The 21,334-nt window shown below is 62.8% G+C and carries 19 protein-coding genes; 10 read left to right on the plus strand and 9 right to left on the minus strand.

Annotated elements, in window-relative coordinates; all coding sequences use genetic code 11:
- Positions 1–95 precede the first annotated feature (95 nt).
- The 5 genes from QMK17_RS08310 to QMK17_RS08330 all read left to right on the plus strand — a co-directional run bounded on the left by QMK17_RS08310 (position 96) and on the right by QMK17_RS08330 (position 5,208).
- Complete coding sequence (locus QMK17_RS08310; RefSeq protein WP_442972715.1) at positions 96–698, plus strand: Rv1733c family protein; 603 nt, start codon at positions 96–98, stop codon at positions 696–698.
- 111 nt (positions 699–809) lie between these two features.
- Positions 810–1,259, plus strand: coding sequence for a MarR family winged helix-turn-helix transcriptional regulator (locus QMK17_RS08315; protein ID WP_283508192.1), 450 nt, complete (start codon positions 810–812; stop codon positions 1,257–1,259).
- Positions 1,256–2,494 carry an MFS transporter gene (locus tag QMK17_RS08320; protein WP_283508194.1) on the plus strand — a complete coding sequence of 413 codons (1,239 nt, stop codon included), beginning with the start codon at positions 1,256–1,258 and terminating at the stop codon, positions 2,492–2,494. Before QMK17_RS08315 ends, QMK17_RS08320 begins: the two co-directional genes overlap by 4 nt.
- A gap of 283 nt (positions 2,495–2,777) precedes the next feature.
- A complete protein-coding gene (locus QMK17_RS08325; RefSeq protein ID WP_283508196.1) occupies positions 2,778–4,631 on the plus strand; it encodes a hypothetical protein in 1,854 nt (617 codons plus the stop codon).
- The gene (locus QMK17_RS08330; RefSeq protein WP_283508198.1) at positions 4,621–5,208 is read left to right on the plus strand and encodes a class F sortase; all 588 of its coding nucleotides are present in this window, start codon (positions 4,621–4,623) and stop codon (positions 5,206–5,208) included. Before QMK17_RS08325 ends, QMK17_RS08330 begins: the two co-directional genes overlap by 11 nt.
- Before the next feature lie 58 nt (positions 5,209–5,266).
- Here the strand turns inward: QMK17_RS08330 and pyrE are convergent, their stop codons facing one another.
- The 6 genes from pyrE to clpB all read right to left on the minus strand — a co-directional run bounded on the left by pyrE (position 5,267) and on the right by clpB (position 11,817).
- Positions 5,267–5,806, minus strand: coding sequence for an orotate phosphoribosyltransferase (pyrE, locus tag QMK17_RS08335; protein ID WP_283508200.1), 540 nt, complete (start codon positions 5,804–5,806; stop codon positions 5,267–5,269).
- A 44-nt stretch (positions 5,807–5,850) separates the two neighbouring features.
- Complete coding sequence (locus QMK17_RS08340) at positions 5,851–6,420, minus strand: LemA family protein (protein WP_283508202.1); 570 nt, start codon at positions 6,418–6,420, stop codon at positions 5,851–5,853.
- Positions 6,421–6,509: 89 nt separating this feature from the next.
- Positions 6,510–7,322 (minus strand): SDR family NAD(P)-dependent oxidoreductase, encoded by an 813-nt coding sequence (locus QMK17_RS08345; RefSeq protein WP_283508203.1) that lies wholly within the window; start codon positions 7,320–7,322, stop codon positions 6,510–6,512.
- Between the two features lie 40 nt (positions 7,323–7,362).
- Complete coding sequence (locus QMK17_RS08350; protein ID WP_283508453.1) at positions 7,363–8,271, minus strand: hypothetical protein; 909 nt, start codon at positions 8,269–8,271, stop codon at positions 7,363–7,365.
- A 76-nt stretch (positions 8,272–8,347) separates the two neighbouring features.
- On the minus strand, positions 8,348–9,193 hold the full coding sequence (locus QMK17_RS08355) for a DUF5666 domain-containing protein (protein ID WP_283508204.1): 846 nt from the start codon (positions 9,191–9,193) through the stop codon (positions 8,348–8,350).
- Between the two features lie 77 nt (positions 9,194–9,270).
- A complete protein-coding gene (clpB, locus tag QMK17_RS08360) occupies positions 9,271–11,817 on the minus strand; it encodes an ATP-dependent chaperone ClpB (RefSeq protein ID WP_283508205.1) in 2,547 nt (848 codons plus the stop codon).
- Positions 11,818–11,993: 176 nt separating this feature from the next.
- On the opposite strand from clpB, the gene QMK17_RS08365 reads away from it, so the two are divergent.
- Positions 11,994–13,157, plus strand: a complete 1,164-nt coding sequence (locus QMK17_RS08365; protein WP_283508207.1) for a globin domain-containing protein — start codon at positions 11,994–11,996, stop codon at positions 13,155–13,157.
- 68 nt (positions 13,158–13,225) lie between these two features.
- Here the strand turns inward: QMK17_RS08365 and QMK17_RS08370 are convergent, their stop codons facing one another.
- Positions 13,226–14,782: an acyl-CoA synthetase gene (locus tag QMK17_RS08370; protein WP_283508208.1), complete on the minus strand. Its 1,557-nt coding sequence runs from the start codon at positions 14,780–14,782 to the stop codon at positions 13,226–13,228.
- Positions 14,783–14,807: 25 nt separating this feature from the next.
- Positions 14,808–15,833: an LLM class F420-dependent oxidoreductase gene (locus QMK17_RS08375; RefSeq protein WP_283508209.1), complete on the minus strand. Its 1,026-nt coding sequence runs from the start codon at positions 15,831–15,833 to the stop codon at positions 14,808–14,810.
- A 66-nt stretch (positions 15,834–15,899) separates the two neighbouring features.
- Between QMK17_RS08375 and QMK17_RS08380 the strand changes: the two genes are divergently transcribed.
- Genes QMK17_RS08380 through QMK17_RS08395 form a run of 4 tightly spaced genes read left to right on the plus strand, consistent with a single transcriptional unit; the run spans position 15,900 to position 19,944 of the window.
- Positions 15,900–16,853, plus strand: a complete 954-nt coding sequence (locus tag QMK17_RS08380; protein ID WP_283508210.1) for a Zn-ribbon domain-containing OB-fold protein — start codon at positions 15,900–15,902, stop codon at positions 16,851–16,853.
- 11 nt (positions 16,854–16,864) lie between these two features.
- Positions 16,865–17,914, plus strand: a complete 1,050-nt coding sequence (locus QMK17_RS08385; protein WP_283508211.1) for a thiolase domain-containing protein — start codon at positions 16,865–16,867, stop codon at positions 17,912–17,914.
- On the plus strand, positions 17,915–19,084 hold the full coding sequence (locus tag QMK17_RS08390; RefSeq protein ID WP_283508213.1) for a thiolase domain-containing protein: 1,170 nt from the start codon (positions 17,915–17,917) through the stop codon (positions 19,082–19,084).
- On the plus strand, positions 19,081–19,944 hold the full coding sequence (locus QMK17_RS08395) for a TIGR03619 family F420-dependent LLM class oxidoreductase (RefSeq protein ID WP_283508214.1): 864 nt from the start codon (positions 19,081–19,083) through the stop codon (positions 19,942–19,944). The genes QMK17_RS08390 and QMK17_RS08395 overlap by 4 nt, the downstream gene beginning before the upstream one ends.
- 62 nt (positions 19,945–20,006) lie before the next feature.
- On the opposite strand, the gene QMK17_RS08400 is transcribed toward QMK17_RS08395, so the two are convergent.
- Complete coding sequence (locus tag QMK17_RS08400) at positions 20,007–21,239, minus strand: cytochrome P450 (RefSeq protein WP_283508454.1); 1,233 nt, start codon at positions 21,237–21,239, stop codon at positions 20,007–20,009.
- Between the last annotated feature and the right edge of the window lie 95 nt (positions 21,240–21,334).

The following is a 21,334-nucleotide window of genomic DNA, read 5'->3' on the forward strand; positions in this document are numbered from 1 at the left end:
TAAATATGTGATGCTGGCCCCTATCGCTTGATCGATAACCCTGCGCCTTGTCATGGTTGAAAGGTAAACACGAGACTCGACACGTTGGGACCACTATGCGCCGGAAAAACACTGACCACGCCAGGTCGTCCCGAGTCGACCTTGTCGGAGGTCAGAATCCGCTGGTACGGCGGTCCGACCGAATCCAATCCAGGACCAAGAGCGTCATAGTGACGCTGATGATTCTGATGCTGCCGCTGGCGACTTGGTGCGCAATGTCGACCCTGTCGAGCCAGCAGAATCGCTCCGTGGAGCAGCAAACGTCACGGCATGCAACATCTGCCGAGACCACAGCGGACGCTACCGCCCCGTCCACGCTCGTCCAATCGGACTTCAGCTCACAGGGCAGCACCACGGTCGACGCGAAGTGGACGTACCGAGGCGTCGAGCATCACGAGGAGATCTCCGCAGTCACCGGATCACCCGCCGGTACTGCGATTCCAATCTGGGTGGACGACAACGGTGCACGCTCGACCCAACCGATCACGCACGCCGACGCTGTTGCGGCCGCGATCTTCACCGGCGTCGGGAGCTTGTTCGCGGTGAGCCTCATTCTGCTCGGTCTATATTCCGCGGTGCGCTTCAATCTGGATTCGAAGCGAGACGCCGAGTGGGATCTGGCGATCAAGAACTTCATGGATTCCAACAGCCTGAGCTGACCAGAACCTGGCGGTCGTCGGCGCTGCACAGTTCCCACGAACGACACCTACGCGAACTGCCGCGACACTCTCTAGCTTGAATAAATAGTTAGCTTATGTAATATTATTCGAGTGTCATCAATCGCCACCGAACAACATCTCCGCGACCTTCTCTCCGAGTTGGTCACGAGCTCGTCCCGGTTCGTTCGACTTGCCGCGCATCTCGGCACCGACGACAAGCCCAAAGCATGGATGCGGGCGCTGTCCCTCCTTGAGGAGTATCAGCCTCTGCGGATCAGCGAGTTCGCTCGCCTCGACCGCTGCTCCCAACCCTCCGCAACGTTGCTGCTGGGGAAGTTGGCGGCCGCAGGACTTGTCGACCGGAGCGCCGACCCCAAGGATTCGCGTGCGGTCATCGTTGCGATGACCGCCGAAGGAACCCGCTGGCTTGCCTCCGGGAGGCAACACATCGGCGACGGACTGATGCCCTACCTGTCCGAACTGGACCCCGAACAGATCCAAAAATTGACCGACGGGTTGAGCGAGCTTCGCAGCGTGCTCAAGTCGTCGATCACGGAATGAGAGGAACCTCTTTCGTGAGTACCCCCACCGAGAGTCTGCTGAAACAGCCGAAAGCCGTATGGGCCGTTGCCTTTGCGAGCGTCATCGCATTCATGGGCATCGGACTCGTCGACCCCATTCTCAAACCGATCGGTGAACAACTCGACGCATCCCCGTCACAGGTGTCGCTGCTCTTCACCAGCTACATGCTCGTCACCGGCGTGGCGATGCTCATCACCGGAGTGGTGTCGAGCCGACTCGGCCCCAAAAGAACCCTACTGCTCGGACTGGCGATCATCGTCGTATTCGCCGCCCTCGCAGGCATGTCCGGCTCGGTCGGTGAGATCATCGGCTTCCGTGCCGGCTGGGGACTCGGCAATGCGCTGTTCATTGCCACCGCCCTGTCGACCATCGTCGGCGCCGCGTCGGGCGGGGTGGCCAGAGCCATCATCCTCTACGAGGCCGCACTGGGAATCGGCATTGCCACCGGACCGCTCGTCGGCGGAGTACTCGGTGGATTCTCCTGGCGTGGACCGTTCTTCGGTGTAGCAGCATTGATGGCCGTGGCCTTCGTTCTGCTCGTCGTCATGCTCCCTGACACCCCGAGGCCCGAGCACACCACGTCGATACTCGATCCGTTCCGCGCGCTTCGTCACCGCGGACTGCTCACGGTCGGCATCACCGCGCTCCTCTACAACTACGGCTTCTTCACGTTGCTGGCCTACACCCCGTTCCCACTCGACATGGGCACGTACAGCATCGGCTTCATCTTCTTCGGCTGGGGACTGTGCCTTGCAGTCGCATCGGTCTTTCTCGCACCGAAACTGCAACGCGCCTACGGAACGCTGAACATGATGATGCTCTCGCTGCTGCTGTTCGCCGTGGATCTCGGCGTGATGGCGATGTTCACCGAGAACAAGACAGTGCTCGTCGTCGGCACCGTGGTGGCCGGATTGTTCCTCGGCGTCAACAACACACTCATCACCGAGACCGTGATGATCGCGGCTCCGGTGGAACGAGCAACGGCGGCCGCCGCCTACAGCTTCGTTCGCTTCGCCGGCGGAGCTGCCGCACCATACCTCGCGGGCAAACTCGGTGAGAGCAACGCACACGTGCCCTTCTGGGTCGGCGCGGTCTGCACGCTGCTCGCGATCGTCGTCCTCTCGACCGGCCGCACAGTTCTCGCACATGTGGACGACCACGATCCGGCGCCGCACAGCATCGACGAGGCCGAAGCGGTCACCGTCGGCGACTGACCTCCCCTTGCTTCGCAAGGCCCAGGTTCTCCCGAACCTGGGCCTTCTTCGTGTCGGTTGGTGTGCACAAAACCGTCACACAGCGCACCATAAGTAATCTCCAGTCACAAATACACCATGCGTAACACTCTTATAACTAAACCCTCAGTAAACTCACAGTTAGACCATGTGGTCCGTTACGGTTCTCGAAGCACTTGTACGTGTGCCTCACTAAAAGCATTTCCGGATCGGGACGGAGGTGTCGGCGGCTGAGGCCGCCACCGACCGAAGGGCCAACAGTTCCATGTCACAGAAGTCGATCGCACGATCACGAAAAATTCGAATCGCCGCCGCCGGTGCCGCGGTTGCGCTGTCTTTCGCCGTCGCAGCACCGGGTATTGCCTCCGCCCAGGAACCGACACCGTCACCATCGGAAAGTGCCGAGCAAGAACCGACGGGTGAGAACTCCGAGGAATCCCCTGCGCCCTCCGGCGAAGTAAGCACCTCGGTAGACGGTTCAGTCGACGGCTCGGTGGCAACCGAAGGTGTACCCAATCTCGCACCGGCCGCTGTAGTTCCATCCGTTGGAACAGGTGACGCATCCGTCGCGGCCGTACCCCCACCCGCACCGTCGACCGATCGCCCACTCCCCCAGGTATCTGCAGGCGTGGTGATGAACGACGATGGCACTGCCACCGTCAACATCGATATCGTGCCGCAGCTGTCCGAGGCCGAGAAGAAGGCCCTCACCGACGCCGAAGCTGCCAGCAAGGCTGCCGTCGCAGCGTCCACAGCGGCGCAGCTCGAGGTGGACAAGGCCAAGGCCGCCGACAGCGCAGCAAGCGACGCCGTCACCAAGGCCAAGGTCGCATCGACCGAGGCCATCGCCAAGGCCAAGGCAGCGGACGTCGTCGCGGCAGCGGCCAAGGTCGACCAAATGGCTGCGACCGCCGCGGTGAACGAGGCGAAAGCCGACACCGCAGCGCTGAAGGCTGACGCCGCCGCCAAGGCAACAGCCAAAACCACAGCAGACGCTGCCGCCAAGACGGCGGTGGACGAGGCCGTCCGCCTCGAAGCCGTTGCGCAGGCCTCGGGCGACGCGGACGCCGTCGCTGCGGCCCAAGCAGCCAGGGCCGACGCCGATGCGAAAGCCGATCTTGCCCTGACAGCAAGCGCCGACGCCGAGGCATCGGCGAAAGCATTGCAGGACTCCGTCGTCGCAATTCAGGATGCATTCAAGACGCTCAACATCGCCAAGGTGACGGCAGCAGTTCGCGCTGCGGCGGCCACGGCGGCAGCATCGCTGTCGGCTGCGATCGAGGCACGCACCGCACTCGATGTTGCAGCAGCAGCCGAAGCCAAGGCGAAGGACCTGGAAGCCGCTGCAGCGACGTCGAGCGACGAAGCCATTGCCGCAACCAAGGCCGCCACCGACGCCCGTACCGCAGCGACCGAGGCCGAGGCGAAAGCAACAGCTGCCGCCGCAGCATCAGCGAAGGCAGAAGCCGATCTCGCTGCAGCACCGTCGGATGCCGACATGGCCGCGCTCGAAGCCGCAGTCGTGACTGCTCAGAAGGCCCTCGACGACGCGAACACCGCGAAGCTGGACGCCGACACCAAGGCCACGGCGGCAGCGACTGCCGTGACAGAGGCCCAGGCAACCGCCGACACCAAGGCCGGTGAGCTGAAAGCTGCGCAGACCGTGGCAGCGGAAGCGAAGACCGCCTCCGACGCTGCCACCAAAGCCGAAGCCGACCTGAAGGCCAAGGCGGCCGAACTCGCCGCCAGCGGCCCGAAGTTCAGCTGGACCATCAACCTCGGCGACACCGTCAAGGAAGATGTTCCGGTCACTCAGGTCGACGACACCACGGTCGTCGTCGACGAGACCGGTGTTGCGTTGGTCGGCGTCTCCAACGACGATGGCTCGTTCACGGTGGCGGATTACTTCACCACGAACGAGGACGGCGTCACCGTCGTCGCGGGTGAACTGCCTGCCGTCGATCTAGCTCTCGGAGATTCGTCGAGCTCCGCATCGAGCAGTTCCGACAGCTCGTCCAACACCCCCGCCATCTTGGTCGGCGTCGGAGTGGTCGCTATCGCTGCAGTCGGCGGCACGGTGTACATGCGCCGTCGCAGCAACGGTGCAGATGCGTCGTAGTACTTACGCGCTCGCGGCGGCGGCGCTGATTCTCGTATCGGGTTGTTCCGGTACGGAATCGGCGCCGCCGCCTGCTGCGGACCGCTCGGCGGTGGAGGCTCAGATCTCCCCATCGCCAGAGGTTCTCGTTGCCGCGGCGCAGCCCGAACGGATCGAACTCCGCTCCCCGGATGGCGTCACCTACATGAGTAGTCCCGTCAATCCCGATGGCCTCTACCGCAACAGCGATCAGGTGCTCAATCCAGTCGACGAGCTTCCTGCGTGGTGGGCCGAGAGTGGTTTGCCTGGAACCGACACGCAAGAGACCGTCGTCGTTGCCGGACACAACTATTCGAAGCGCGACGCACCGTTCAAGGCCCTCGCGGTGATGCAACCCGGAGATTCCATCGTGTTGGAAACTGCCACCGGGACCCTGGACTACACCGTCGAAAGCGTCGGGCCACTCCCCAAGGGTTCACTGTTGGGGGACAACGACTTGCGTCAGCAGGTGCCGGGTCGATTGATCTTGGCCAACTGCGACGTACGCGGCGGCGAACCCACGAACGACAATTTCATCGTGGTTGCCCAGTTGTCTTAGGCGCTCCGCGCTTGTGAGTGGAAATACGTCCCCTGGGACGTATTTCCACTCACCTCGCCTACAGGCCCAGATCAGCCAATCCCAGGAGCGAGCGGTACTCCAGACCCTCGGCAGCGATGACGTCGTCGGCACCCGTCGCACGATCGACGACGGTTGCCACTCCCACGACTGTCGCCCCTGCGTCACGCAGCGCCTTCACAGCGGTGAGCGGTGAGTTGCCTGTAGTCGTGGTGTCTTCCACGACGAGAACCCGCTGCCCGACGATGTTCGGCCCCTCGATCTGCCGCTGCATGCCGTGCGCCTTTGCCGCCTTGCGGACGACGAACGCGTCGATCGGCCGTCCCGGCGCATGCATGATGGCCATCGCGACCGGATCGGCGCCCATTGTCAGGCCACCGACGGACACGAAATCCCAGTCCGCCACCAGCTCTCGCATCAGCGATCCGATCAACGCTCCCGCGCGATGATGAAGCGTCGCACGACGCAGATCGACGTAGTAGTCGGCTTCCTTGCCCGAGGACAACGTCACCTTCCCGTGCACTACGGCGAGTTCACGAACCAGCTCGGCTAGCTCGGCGCGCTGGGCACTGTCGGCCATTACGGTTCCCTTCGGTCGATTCAGTGAACGAATCTACCGTCAACCTAGGCCGGTACGTCTTCGGGATGCTCGTCGGAGGCCACAGCGACGTGTTCGACGAACGGTTCGGGATCTGCCACCTTCAGCGCCGTCGCCATGAATTTCGTCGTGAATGAACTCCGCAGCATGGACAGCTTGTACGCGTTGTCGTTGTAGACGCGGACTGCCCCGGCAATGCGCTTCTCGGTGGTCTCCAAGTCACGGGCAGGGCCCTGGAACGCCCAGTTGGACTTGAGCTTCTGATGCGTATCGGACTCCGAAAGCACGGCATGCACGGCAGCGGACAGAGCGTTCTCGGCGGCCGCCTGTGCGGCAAGGCCGAGACCGCGATCTCGCACGGCCTTCGACCACGACCGCGCGCCGACGAGTTGGCGAACAACTTCTGGATCGAGGCCGGACAAATCGATGGCCGCGATGAACGGTTCCAGCTGGATATACCTGCGCTCCAGTTCGACGGTGACGAGATGCCTACTAGCTGCGGTGTTCGATCTGTATCGGCGCACACGCCGTTCGACGCTCGCCGAATAGACGAGAACCGCAAGTACGAGGATCACCACGAACACGAAAACAGTCACAAGGTTTGATTTTATAGGTGATCGAGGCAACACGCTCGCAGGCACGCCATGGCAGGGCCGACAATGTCGTCCGCCCCGTATCCAATCGACTATGTACGTCCGCGTCCTCGCCCGACGATGTTTGTCAGCCTGCGAACGAAGCTCTTCGGAATCTTGGTGCCCACTGCGGTCAGAATTTTGTACTGCACCCCCGGCACACTGATTACTTTGCCTTTGCCCAGATCTCGCATCGAATCCCGCACGACCTGTTCGACGTTCAACCACATGAAACGCGGAATCGTGGACATCTCTATCCCGGCTCGCGCGTGGAACTCGGTCTTGATGAATCCCGGGCACAGCGCCTGTACCTGCACTCCGGTACCCGCCAGCCCGCCGGACAGCCCCTCCGAGAACGAGATCACATACGCCTTGGATGCCGAGTACGTCGATCCGCGTCCGGACAGAATGCCGGCGACACTGGCCACGTTGACGACAGTTCCCTTCGCTGCGGCAACCATCGAGGGGAGTGCGGCACGAGTCAACTGCATGACCGCGGTGACATTGACATCGAGTTGCGACTGCAGAAGTTCCGGCTCTGCAGTCCAGAACTCGCCTGAAGTACCGAATCCTGCGTTGTTGACCAGAAACTCGACTCCACGGTGCAACCGCTCTGCGGCGGCATCGCGTCCCTGCTGCGTGGCCAGGTCGACCGCAAGTATTTCTGAGTCGGCGCCGAAACTCGAACGCAGATCATCGGCGAGCGCACGCAGTTTCAGTTCGTTACGCGCCACCAGGACGAGGTCGTAGCCACGCGCAGCGAGGTGTCTGGCAAAGCCTTCACCCAGCCCTGACGTAGGTCCGGTTACGAAAGCTACCGGGCGAACAGTGACGGGGGACGTGGGTTCGATGTGCTCGGCGGTCATAGGACTCGAGAGTACGGCCCCAGCACGTCATTCAACAGGCTCAGGATTCGGTCGAGCGCCGATCCGCCTCACGGTTGATCGGCGTCGGCCGGTTCGGAGCGTCCCGAGAAGCCGACGGCGGACGCGGTCCCGGGCGCGCGCCGGGCACCGCCCGATTCGGTCCAGGCCGAGCTGAGGGGTTGGCTTCGGTACGCGGTAAGTCGGGACGAGCCGTGTCGGAGCGGCGGGCAGTCTCAGACGATTCCCTGCGCATGTCGGTAGGAGGGGAGTCCGTGCGGGCGCCGTACGCGGGGCGGTCGTCGCGGCGGCGTTGTGGCGCCTCGCCACGAGTGCCGCCTGCTGGCCTTCGGGCGGCGGGCGGAAGCACGTGAAGCATCCCTGACAGCCGTGCGACGGCGTCGATGGCACCGTCCCAATCACGCCCGGTGGATCCGAGAGGCAATGCGCCGAGTGTCCAGTCGTTCTCGCTCCACAACAGCGACACGTTGGTCGGCACGGATTCGGTGAAAGCGACCATCCGCTGGTCGCACACACGCCGGGCAACTTCGACCTCGGTGGCGAACACCACGCGTGGCCCGATCGAGCCCAACAGCTCCATGTCCGGGTCTCGCGGAGGCGGAGTCGACTTCAAACGGAGGTCGATGTCGACGTCTGATCCGACCGGTCTCTGTACGGCGACGATGGTGGACGTCTCCTCCACGTCGAAAAGCACGAACTTCTCGCCGCGTCGTACACCCCGGACAAGATCGAGCGCTGTGGTGTGTTCCGGCTTGGCAAGTGCTGCACGACGGAACTTCGAGACGATGTCGTCGTCGTACGCCGTATACGTGTATCCCTGCGCCTTCGCCCACCCTTGGCGCACGCGACCGAGCTCGTCTCGACGAGACCTGTCGATATACAGAAGGGCGACCGCGCCCACGAGGGCGATCGCTGCAAGTCCGAACCACATAGCCGTCATCGCACGTCAGCTTATAGCGTCATGCGTGCAGCTTGCGGAACGACCCGAGCGCGTCTGGTCCGGCTACCTATCCCCCGAGATTCGGAGTTTCGACGATCACATCCGCTGTGATCGTTCCATTTTGCATCGGGCTTCCGTTCACGACGACAAGCGAACCGACCTTCAACGACGACGCGTCGAACCCGGAGAGCGACAACACCTGAGTCTCCGGTGTGATCAGGACGGTCACGGGCGCGCCGTCGATCCCGCTGATCTGGAGCGTCGACCCGTCGATTGCAGTGATCGTGCCGATCGCCGCTCCCGAGTTGCCGAGCGCCTCGGGTATCCCGCCAGGAATCAGGCCCCCGGGAACCGAGGGAAGGGCGGGCGATGGGCTGGTGGTGAGGGGTGCGAGTGACGTCGGCGCGGGCCGCACCGTCGTCGGCAACGCTGCGGAACTCGGCTCCGGTGAACTGTTGGTGACGATGAGAATCCCGCCGAGCACGAGGACTGCAAGGCCCGCCAGTCCTACGAGCGCGAAGATCCATTTCTTCGAAGAGTTGCCCCCTGAACCGGGATCGCCGCTGGTATAGGGCGTTCCGCCGGTGTAGGGCGGAGGCTGACCGTAGCCCTGATTGTCGGCGTACTGCTGATTGGCCGAGTAGCGCTGATCCGGGTCGTACGGCGGCATTGCTTGGGTCGGGTTGGGCTGCTGGGCGTAGGGCCCGGATTGGCCATATTGTTGGGGCTGGCCATATTGCTGTGTCGGATAGTGCTCGGTCGGCTGGTCCGGAAGCGGTTGCGAGTCCGGGTACTGCTGCCACGCCTGAGTCGACTGCCAGTCCTCGCCCGATCCGCTGGCCGGCCGATCGGGCGGCGGGTTCGCCGTGCCGTCGTCCCATGACCGGTCGCGAGGATCATCCGGATTCGTCATGACACGAGGGTACGTCCAAAAAAAGGCCCACCGGCTGCTGCCGGTGGGCCTTTCTTGTCGATCCGGACCGTAGATCTTTACCCCAGGATCAGCCCGTCCCCGTCCGGTGTCACATTGACCGGGACGATATCGCCGTCGCGTACCTTGCCGGCGAGCAACAGCTTTGCGAGCTGGTCACCGATGGCCTGCTGGATCAGCCTGCGGAGTGGACGCGCGCCGTACAGCGGGTCGTAGCCGCGAGCAGCGAGCCACATTTTCGCCGGCGACGACACCTCGAGTGTCAACCGGCGCGCCGCCAACCGAGACGAGAGCGACCTGAGCTGGATGTCGACGATCGACTCCAACTGCTCCTCGGACAAGGCGTCGAACACGACGACATCGTCGAGGCGGTTGACGAATTCAGGCTTGAACGAACGCCGGACAGCGTCCATGACCTGGTCCTTGTTCCCGCCTGCACCGAGGTTCGACGTCAGGATCAGAATCGTGTTCCTGAAGTCGACCGTGCGGCCCTGCCCGTCCGTCAACCTGCCCTCGTCGAGTACGGCGAGCAGGATATCGAATACGTCGGGGTGAGCCTTTTCGACCTCGTCGAACAGCACCACCGTGTACGGACGCCTACGAACAGCTTCGGTGAGCTGACCGCCTGCCTCGTACCCGACATAGCCGGGAGGCGCGCCCACGAGCCGCGCAACAGCATGCTTTTCGCTGTACTCGCTCATGTCGATCCGGACCATGGCTCGCTCGTCGTCGAACAGGAAGTCCGCGAGTGCCTTCGCGAGTTCGGTCTTACCGACACCGGTCGGACCAAGAAACAGGAACGATCCCGTCGGCCGATTCGGGTCGGCGACACCCGCCCGCGCTCGCCGGACTGCGTCGGACACCGCTTGCACGGCATCTTTCTGCCCGACAACACGTTTGCCCAGCTCGTCCTCCATGCGGAGCAGCTTCGCCGTTTCGCCTTCGAGCATCCGTCCCGCCGGAATACCGGTCCACGCCGCCACGACATCGGCGACGTCGTCCGGCCCGACCTCTTCCTTGAGCATGACGTCGTCCTGCGCCGGCGTGTCGCTCGTCTTCTGCTCGAGGTCCTTCTCCAGGGCTGGGATTCGGCCGTAGCGAAGTTCAGCTGCCTTCCCGAGGTCGCCGTCGCGTTCGGCCCTCTCGGACTCGCCGCGCAGATTCTCGAGCTCCTCCTTCAGCACACGCACCGCATCGATGGCATGCTTCTCGTTCTGCCACCGAGTGCTCAGCTGCGTGAGCTTCTCCTGGCCGTCGGCCAGTTCTGCCCGAAGCTTCTCGAGCCGAGCCTTCGACGCATCGTCGGTCTCCTTCTCGAGTGCCATCTCTTCGATCTCGAGTCGCCTGACTGCCCGCTCGACCTCGTCGATCTCGACGGGACGCGAGTCGATCTCCATGCGGAGCCTCGATGCAGCCTCGTCGACCAGGTCGATCGCCTTGTCGGGAAGGAATCGCGAGGTGATGTAGCGGTCGGACAGTGTTGCTGCCGACACGAGGGCGGAGTCCGTGATCCGAACACCGTGGTGCACCTCGTAGCGCTCCTTGAGTCCGCGCAGGATCCCGACGGTGTCTTCCACGGACGGTTCGCCGACGTAGACCTGCTGGAATCGACGTTCCAGCGCCGCGTCCTTCTCGATGTACTTGCGGTACTCCTCCAGCGTGGTCGCACCGACCAACCGGAGCTCACCTCGGGCGAGCATCGGCTTGATCATGTTGCCCGCATCCATCGCGGACTCTCCGGTGGCACCGGCCCCGACGATGGTGTGTACCTCGTCGATGAAGGTGATGACCTGCCCGGCAGAGTTCTTGATGTCGTCGAGAACGGCTTTGAGCCGTTCCTCGAATTCGCCACGATACTTCGCGCCTGCGACCATCGAACCGAGATCGAGCGAGACGACGGTCTTGCCCTTCAAGCTCTCCGGGACGTCGCCAGCGATGATCCGCTGTGCGAGCCCTTCGACGATGGCGGTCTTGCCGACGCCTGGCTCACCGATGAGCACCGGGTTGTTCTTGGTGCGGCGCGAGAGAACCTGAACGACACGACGAATCTCGGTGTCGCGGCCGATGACGGGATCGAGCTTGCCTTCGCGGGCCTGCGCCGTCAGGTCGGTGCTGTACTTCTCGAGCGCCTGATAGGTGCTCTCGGGATCTGCACTGGTGACGCGGGCACTGCCGCGGACCGTCTGGAAGGCATCGCGCAGCTCGTTGGCGCTAGCACCGTGGCCGGTCAGGAGCTTCGCGATGTCGGAATCTCCGGTCGCCAAGCCGACCATCAAGTGCTCGGTGGAGACGTACTCGTCGTCGAGCTCGGTGGCGAGGCCCTGGGCAGCAGTGATCGCCGCGAGTGCCTCACGACCGAGCTGGGGTGTGGTTGTCGAACCTGTTGCCGACGGCAGACGCTCGACCAGCTTCTGTGCTTCACCGCGCACGGTCACCGGATCGACGCCTACAGCCTTCAACAAAGGGGAGGCGATGCCGTCGGTCTGATCGAGCAGCGCCACCAACAAATGGGCCGGACGAATGTCCGGGTTTCCTGCCGCGGATGCGGCCTGCAGAGCTGCGCTGAGTGCGGCCTGCGTCTTCGTGGTGGGGGTGAAACTGTCCACCGGTCACCTTCTTTCTACTGGATTTCGAGTGTCGCTAGCTGCAACCATACCGAAGTTGAGCGTATTCCACTCAACCCTGGAAAACTCTCAGAATTTTGCTGTGGCCTGCAATCGACAATCGGGATACTCTCAACCGGTCTACTTTGGAACCGTCTAGCTATGGCGGAGGTTGATCGATGCTGGATTCGCGAACAATCTCCCTGGTTCGTGCCGGTTTCAAGTCCGTTCTGGCAGCCGAGGACGGTCCTGCACATCTCGCGCAGTCCTTCTACGCCCAACTATTCGTCGAGAATCCAGATTTCCGCTCTTTGTTTCCCGCGTCGATGGACCAGCAGCGCGACCATTTCGTGCGCGCACTTGCCTACGTGTTCGACAACCTCGACAAGGACGAGCGGATCGAACCGTTCCTTCGACAACTCGGACGCGACCACCGAAAGCACGGTGTCGACGGGTCGCATTTTCGGGCAGGCGCCTCGGCGCTGATCGCAGCGTTTCGCAACTTCGTCGGGAACGAAGTGTGGACGGACGAGGTCGAGGTTGCATGGCACGAGACTCTTGCACTCCTCACCGACAACATGGCCGTAGCCGCAGACTCCGACGAACTACCCCCGTATTGGGGCGCAACCATCGTCGAACATCAGCGCGTCCTCGACGACCTGGCGATCATCAGGTTGCAACTCGACGAGGGAGTCCACTACTACCCAGGCCAGTACGTCAGCGTGCAGATTCCGCAGCGCCCCAAGTTGTGGCGATACCTGTCCCCGGCCATCCCGTGCAATCCGCAGGGTGAGCTCGAATTTCACGTTCGGCGCGTCTCCGGAGGCTGGGTCAGCCCCGCTATGGTGACCGAATCCGTCGTCGGCGGCCGCTGGGCGATAAGTCCTCCTCTCGGCGGACTACAGGTCGACCGCAACATCCCCGAGGATGTGCTGATGATCGCCGGCGGTACCGGACTCGCTCCCCTGCGTGCACAGATCATGGACATGGCACGACGCAGCCGGAACCCCCGAGTGCACCTGTTCACGAGCGGAATCTATCCGCGTGATCTCTACGACGCGCAGACGCTCTGGCAGCTGTCACTGTCCAACCCCTGGCTCACCGTCGTTCCCGTCACCGAGGAGTACGAAAATCCATGGTGGCATTGCGGTCCGACACCCGAGTTGCCGTCGGGTATGCACCACCAGTTGCACGGTTCGATCGGAAAGGTGGTCACCCAGTTCGGATCGTGGGCGGACCGACAGATTCAGATCAGCGGATCACCGTCGATGGTGCGCACCACGCTGTATGCGCTTCGCAAGGTCGGGACGCCGATGAGCCACGTCCAGCACGATCCGCTGTAGGCGACACCGTCGCCCGTGAGCGAAAATACACACCCCGCGACGTATTCGCACTCACGTGCGCGCAGCGCCTAGATCTGGCGTCCCTGCCAATACGGATCCCTGAGCCTGCGCTTGTACAACTTCCCGTTCGGGTCGCGCGGTAGTTCTACCGAATAGTCGACGGACTTCGGCAGCTTGAACTTCGCCAGCCGCTCGCGTGCAAAGGCCATGATCTCCTGCGTCAGCGCATCATTCGGCTCGATCCCCACTTCAGGCTGCACGACGGCTTTGATCTCCTCACCCCAATCGACATGGGGCACACCGAATACCGCAATGTCCGCGACCTTTGGATGAGTGATCAGTTCGCCCTCGATTTCGGCAGGGTAGATGTTGACGCCACCGGAGATGATCATGTCGGACTTGCGATCACACAGGAACAGGTAGCCGTCCTCGTCGAGATAGCCGATGTCGCCGAGCGTGAACAGATCCCCGACGCGTGCGGACTCTGTCTTTTTCTTGTCGTGGTGGTATTCGAAGCTGGAGCCGCCCATCCGCATGTACACCTGGCCGGGTTCGCCGAGGGGGAGCTCGGCACCGTCGTCGCCGAGTACCTTGACGACCGAGTTCGGCCACGACCGCCCCACCGAACCCGGCTTTCGGAGCCATTCTTCGCCGGAGATGACGGTGCCTCCGCCCTCAGTCGCGGCGTAGTACTCGGTGACAACAGGCCCCCACCACTCCAGCATTCGACGCTTCACTTCCAGAGGACACGGTGCTGCGCCATGGATCATGACGCGAAGTGACGATACGTCGTACTTCTGTCGAACGTCTTCCGGAAGTGCCAGCAACCGGTGGAACTGCGTCGGAACCATGTGACTGTGGGTGACGCGGTGCCGGTCGATCAACGCGAGCATCTCCTCGGGATCCCAGCGGTCCATCAAAACCACCTTGTGCCCCAACTGAATCGAGATGGCCACGAAGTTCAGCACCGCTGTGTGATAGAGCGGCGAGCCACAGATGTGCACGTGGTCGTCGAACGGCCTGATCCCGAAAATTCCGAAGAATCCACTGGAGGCGAGCGGCACCTGGTCAGGATCGGCGCCGGTGAGTGGGCGTCGCACTCCCTTGGGCTTTCCGGTTGTCCCCGAGGTGTAGAGCATCGGGCCACCCGCCGTCCTGACCTCGGGCCGTTCCGAACCTTCCCCTAGACCCTCCAGCGGCGTGAACCCCTCGATCACGCCTACCGAAAATCGACCTGCGACACCGGACTCGTCCGCCGCCGAAACGGCAGCATCGGCAAAACGATCCGATGCCACAAAGGCTTTTGCCTCACTGTCCTTCAGGATATAGGCCACTTCGGGGCCGGTGAGATGCCAGTTGACGGCGACGATATAGAGCCCGGTTTGGAATGCCGCGAAGTAGAAAGCCACGAGGTCGACGCTGTTGTGCAGCATCATCACGACGCTGTCGCCTGGCTGCAGTCCCATGCCCTGCAGTCCGCGACCGTATCTGTTTGCCGCGGCGGATAATTCGCCGTAGGTGAACTCCGCGCCGAACGGATCCACCAGCGCGATCCGGTCCGGGTTCTCGGCAGCGATGTTCCAGAATCCGCCCGTGCGTGTTTCAGCCTTGTCGTCGACCGTCATGCCTCCCAATCTAGAACGTGTTCTACTACTTGAGCAAGGCCCCGAGCTCACCGACTCGCGCTACGCTCTGCGCCGTCACCAACAGCATCGTCACGCCCGCATCCTCCCAGCGCTTCACTTCACCGCGAACATGCTCGGCATTGCCGATGATCATCGTCTCGGCGACCATCTCGTCGGGCACGGCGGCGGCCGCCTCCTCCTTGCGGCCGGCCTGGAAGAGTGCGCTGATCTCCGCTACCTCGTCGTGGTAGCCCATGCGCTCGTAGACCTGCGCGTGAAAGTTCAGCTCCTTTGCCCCCATGCCGCCGACATAGAGCGCGATCGTCGGCTTGAGCTTGGCGATCGCGCCTGCTCGGTCGTCGGTGAGTACCACCTGACACGTCGCGGCGACCGCGAAGTTCTCCCTGCTCCGACGGGCCCCGGCTCGCGCGAATCCTTCGTCGAGCCACTGGTTGTACATCGGGGCAAGGCGAGGTGAGTAGTAGATCGCGAGCCAGCCGTCGGCGATCTCCGCTGCCAACGCGACGTTCTTCGGACCCTCGGCGCCCAGCCAGATAGGCAGGTCAGCCCTGAGGGGGTGAGTGATCGGCTTCAACGCCTTGCCGAGTCCGGTCCCGCCTGCGGGCAGCCGATAGTGCGGCCCGTCGCTGGTCACCGGCCTCTCCCGAGCCAAAACTTGCCGAACGATGTCGATGTACTCGCGGGTCCGTGCCAACGGCTTGGCGAACGGCTGACCGTACCAACCCTCGACCACCTGCGGCCCGGACACTCCGAGCCCAAGAATGGCCCGTCCGCCGCTGAGGTGATCGAGCGTCAGCGCGTGCATCGCACAGTTGGTCGGAGTTCGCGCAGAGAGCTGCGCGACCGAGGTACCGAGAGCGACGTGGCTGGTTCGCGACCCCCACCACGCCAACGGAGTGAAGGCATCGGACCCCCAGGACTCGGCCGCGAAGATCGCATCGAAGCCCGCGGCTTCCGCGGCGTCGACGAGTTCTCCCGTCCCTGCAGGCGGCTGCGCACCCCAGTATCCGAGTTGCAATCCGAGCTTCATTTCAGAGCCTTCCTTCGGTGCGGTCTTGCCACCATAATAAGAACCTGTTCTACTCGACGGGTGACTATGGTGAACACACCACTCAGCGCACCTCTGAACAACGCCTTCGACTACACCCGCTCGGTCGGGCCGACAATCGGGGCGTTCTTGACGGGCTTGCGCCGCAAGCAGATTATCGGCGGCCGAGGGAGCGACGGACGTGTCTACGTTCCGCCGCCCGAATATGATTCGGCGACAAAGGAACCCATCACCGATTTCGTCGACGTCGGATCTTCCGGCACGGTGCAGTCGTGGTCGTGGGTGACGAATCCTTACGACGGCCAACCATTGGGCCGCCCCTTCGCGTACGCGCTGATCCGGCTCGACGGAGCCGACACGTCACTGCTGCATGCCGTGGATGCTGGAACGTCGGCGACGATGTCGACGGGCATGCGAGTCCACGCTGTGTGGGCCGACGAGCGGGTGGGCGACATTCACGACGTGCTCTTCTTCCAACCTGGTGAGGGCGAACCCAGCGACAGGGCAGAACCCAGCGGGGATCCCGTCACAATGATCACCACCCCGGTTCGGCTGGAGTACATGCATGCCGCGTCCGCCGAGGAGAGCAACTACCTCCGGGGTCTCGCCGAGGGACGAATTCTCGGAGGCCGCACCGACTCGTCCGGCAAGGTGTACGTCCCACCCCGGGGCGCGGATCCCACCGATGGGCGCCCGACGGCGGAGCAGGTGGAACTTCCCGACACCGGAATCGTTACGACGTACTGCATCGTCAACGTCCCGTTTCTCGGCCAGAAGATCAAACCGCCGTACATTGCCGCCTACGTACTGCTCGACGGCGCCGACATCGCATTCCTGCACTTGATCCTCGAATGCGATCCGTCGGAAGTCCGTATGGGAATGCGGGTGCAAGCGAAGTGGAAACCCCGCGAGGAGTGGGGTTTCACGCTCGAGAACATCGAATACTTCAAACCGACGGGCGAGGCCGACGCCGATTATGACACCTACAAGCACCACCTCTGAGAGGTAGAGCAATGACCGATATCGCAGTGGTGGGCTTCGCGCAGGCACCGAATGTTGCGGCAACGCAGGGCACGACGAACGGCGTCGAGATGTTGGTTCCCTGCTTCCAGCAGCTGTACGCCGAACTGGGAATAACCAAGTCGGACATCGGCTTCTGGTGTTCGGGTTCATCGGACTACCTTGCCGGCCGAGCGTTCTCGTTCATCTCGGCGATCGACGCCATCGGCGCTGTCCCGCCCATCAACGAGTCACACGTCGAAATGGACGCGGCATGGGCACTGTACGAGGCGTGGATCAAGCTGATGACGGGAGAGGTCGAGACTGCCTTGGTGTACGGATTCGGCAAATCTTCGGCGGGGCACCTGAAGAAGATTCTTGCGATGCAACTGGACCCGTACCTCGTCGGACCGCTGTGGCCGGACTCTTTGTCGCTGGCGGGGATTCAGGCCCGAGCGGGAATCGATGCGGGAAAGTGGGACGAGAGAGCGATGGCCGAAGTCGCGGTGCGCAATCGGGCCAACGCACATCGGTTGGCTCAGCTGACCGAATCACTGGATGTCGACACTCTGCTCGAGACCGACTACATCGCCGACCCGCTCCGCGCGCACGACTGCGCACCGGTCAGCGACGGCGCGTCGGCGATAGTTCTCGCAGCAGGCAACCGAGCGCGGTCCCTCAGAGAAAATCCGGCGTGGATCACCGGCATCGAGCACCTCGTCGACTCCCCTAACTTCGGTGCCCGCGATCTCACGACGGCGCCCTCGGCCTACAACGCGGCGCTCAAGGCATCGGGGGGAGATCTATCGAGCATCGCGTCCGCCGAACTGCACGCTCCGTTCACTCACCAGGAATTGATTCTGGCCGAGTGGCTGCCCACATCGGCAAAGATCAATCCGTCGGGTGGCACTCTCGTCGGGAACGCGATGTTCTCCGCTGGACTCGAGCGCATCGGTCACGCCGCCACGCGAATATTCGAAGGTCACGACGACCGTGTGCTGGCGCACGCGACGAGTGGTCCACTACTGCAACAAAATCTGGTCGCCGTCATGGAGGGAAAGTAAGTGAGCAAACAACCCGCCGCGGTCCTCGGAACCGGCCAGACGCACTACGTCGCCAAGCGTCACGACGTCTCGATGTCGGGCATGGTGCGGGAAGCCATCGACCGAGCGATGGTCGACGCCGAGGTGACCTGGGACGACATCGACGCCGTGGTCGTCGGGAAGGCTCCCGATCTGTTCGAGGGTGTGATGATGCCCGAGCTGTTCATGGCCGACGCGCTCGGCGCGACCGGGAAGCCGCTTCTTCGCGTTCACACCGCTGGCTCCGTGGGGGGTTCGACGGCTGTCGTCGCGAGTTCGTTCGTGCAGTCGGGCGTCTACAAGCGAGTGCTGGCAGTGGCCTGGGAGAAACAGTCCGAAAGCAATGCCATGTGGGCGTTGTCGATTCCGGTTCCGTTCAACATGCCCGTCGGCGCAGGCGCGGGCGGATACTTCGCTCCTCACGTACGCTCCTACATCCGACGCTCGCATGCTCCCGACCACATCGGCGCGATGGTCGCGGTGAAGGACCGGCTCAATGGAAGCAAGAATCCGTACGCCCACCTGAAGCAGCCGGACATCACACTCGAATCTGTCCAAGCGTCGCAGATGCTGTGGGATCCAATCCGGTACGACGAGACGTGCCCGTCCTCGGACGGCGCCTGCGCCATCGTCGTCGGCGACGAGATCACCGCCCGGGCACGTGAGGCCGATGGTAAGAAGGTGGCCTGGATCCATTCGACGGCCATGCGCACCGAACCCACGACGTTCTCCGGCCGTGACCAAGTAAGTCCGCAGGCGGGCCGTGATGCAGCCGCAGCGCTGTGGAAATCCGCGGGCATCACGGATCCGATCGACGAGATCGACTGCGCCGAAATCTACGTGCCGTTCTCGTGGTTCGAACCCATGTGGCTCGAGAACCTCGGGTTCGCGGAAGAGGGCGCCGGCTGGAAGATCACCGAGGCGGGTGACACGGCACTCGGAGGCCGGCTCCCCGTGAACATGTCGGGCGGCGTGCTCTCGTCGAACCCGATTGGGGCGTCGGGCATGATCCGTTTCGCCGAATCCGCCATGCAGGTGATGGACCGGGCCGGTGACCATCAGGTCGCCGACGCGCGTAAAGCTCTCGGCCACGCGTACGGCGGAGGGTCACAATACTTTTCCATGTGGGTCGTCGGGAGCGAGCAGCCATGAAGTACACCGTCGGGATCGCGATGACGCCGTTACACGAACTGACGGCACTGGCACGGACGGCCGAGGAGTGCGGGTTCACGTCCATCGCGCTTCCTGACTCGTTGTTCTACATGGAAACTCAGTCCGCGGACTACCCGTACACGCCCGACGGTTCGAGAATGTGGAACGAAGAAACTCCGTGGGTGGATCCACTGATCGCTGCCGCTGCGATGGGTGCGGTGACGACAAAGATCGAGTTCTACACGCAGGTGCTCAAGCTTGGATCCCGCAACCCGGTGCTCCTGGCCCGCCAGGTCGGCTCGGTGGCGGCGCTGACCGGAGATCGATTCGGCTTCGGCGTCGGGATCGGCTGGGCTCCCGAAGAATTCGAGTGGTGCGGGGTGCCGTACGAGAAGAGAGGCAAACGTGTCGACGAGATGATCGACGTCATCAAGCTGATACTGGGCGGCGGGATGGTGGAGCATCACGGCGAGTTCTACGACTTCGACAAGTTGCAGATGAGCCCGACCCCGGCTAAGCCCGTCCCGTTCTATGTGGGCGGCCACACCGACGTGGCACTTCGGCGCGCGGCACGGGTGGGCGACGGTTGGACGTCGGCGATGATCAAGTTCGACGACCTGGTTTCCGTGATCGCACGGCTACGCGAGCTTCGCACCGAGTACGGCAGAGCCGATCTGCCGTACGAGATTCAGACCGTCTGCATCGACAGGTTCGGCAAGGACGGCTACGCGGAACTCGAGGACGCGGGGGTCACCGACATCATCACCGTGCCCTGGGTTTTCGACGGAATCGGCTTCGACGGGCCACTGGAAGCGAAGCAGGATTCGCTGCGGAAGTTTGCCGAGAAATACGTGCGCTGACGCGCACGTGAGCGGAAATACGTTGCGGGGGACGTATTTCCGCTCACATGCGACGAAGTCGCCTACCCACCGGTGTAATCGACCCGGAACTCCTTGACTCCGTTGAGCCACCCGGACCGCAGACGCCGCGGATCGCCAATTTTGGAGATGTCCGGGATATGGTCGGCAATTGCGTTGAACATCAAGTTGATTTCCATGCGCGCCAGGTTCGCCCCGATGCAGTAGTGCGCACCATGCCCGCCGAACCCGACGTGCGGGTTGGGGTTTCGCAGGATGTCGAATGCGTAGGGCTCGTCGAAGACTTCGTCGTCGAAGTTGGCCGAACTGTAGAACATCGCGACACGCTGCCCGGCTTGGATCGTCGTGCCGCCGAGATCGAAATCTTCCGTGGCCGTCCGCTGGAACGCCACAATCGGAGTTGCGTAGCGCACGATCTCGTCGGCAGCGGTCTCGGGCCGCTCCTTCTTGAACAGCTCCCACTGATCAGGATTGTCCATGAACGCGGCCATGCCGTGAGTGATGGCGTTACGCGTGGTCTCGTTACCCGCAACCGCCAGGATGATGACGAAGAACCCGAACTCTTCGGGCGCCATGTGGTCGCCGTCGATGTCGGCGTTGATGAGGGTCGTGATGATGTCGTCTTTCGGACACTTACGACGCTCGTCCGCCATCTGGTACGCGTAGCCGAGGATCTGTGTCGACGCTTCGACTGGGTCGATGTCGAACTCGGGGTCGTCGTAGGACGTCATCTCGTTGGACCAGTCGAAGATCTTCTGACGATCCTCCTGTGGGATACCGATCAGATCCGCGATGGCTTGAAGCGGCAGTTCCGATGCGATCTCGGTGACGAAGTCACCGGTTCCGTTCTCAGCCGCTTTCTTCACGATCTCGTGTGCGCGGCGCTCCAACTCGTCGCGCAACCCGTTGATCGACTTCGGAGTGAAGCCCTTCGACACGAGCTTGCGAGTCTTGGTGTGTTGCGGCGCATCCTGATTCAGCATGACGAAACGCTGAAGTTCGATCTGCTCGCGCGTGATGTCGTCGTTGAAGCGTGGCAGTGCGGTGTTCTCGAAACTGGAGAAGATATCACTTCGCTTCGAAATCTCTTTGATATCCGCGTGCTTGGTGACTACCCAGTAGCCTTCGTCAGCGAATCCACCTACGGTCGGTGGCTGCGGGCACCACCAGATCGGCGCCGTCTTTCGCAGTTCGGCAAACTCCTCCACCGGTATCCGGTGCTCGTAGATATTCGGGTCGGTCGGATCGAAGCCCTCGGGCAGATCGGGCCGCGCCAGGTCCGGATGTACGTCTGTCACTGGTTCTCCTGACAGTTGATCGGCAATGTCACACGCCACACGTATGTGGAACACGTTCTAGAAACATTCAAACA

Source organism: Rhodococcus sp. G-MC3 (assembly GCF_030063335.1).
GTDB lineage: Bacteria > Actinomycetota > Actinomycetes > Mycobacteriales > Mycobacteriaceae > Rhodococcoides.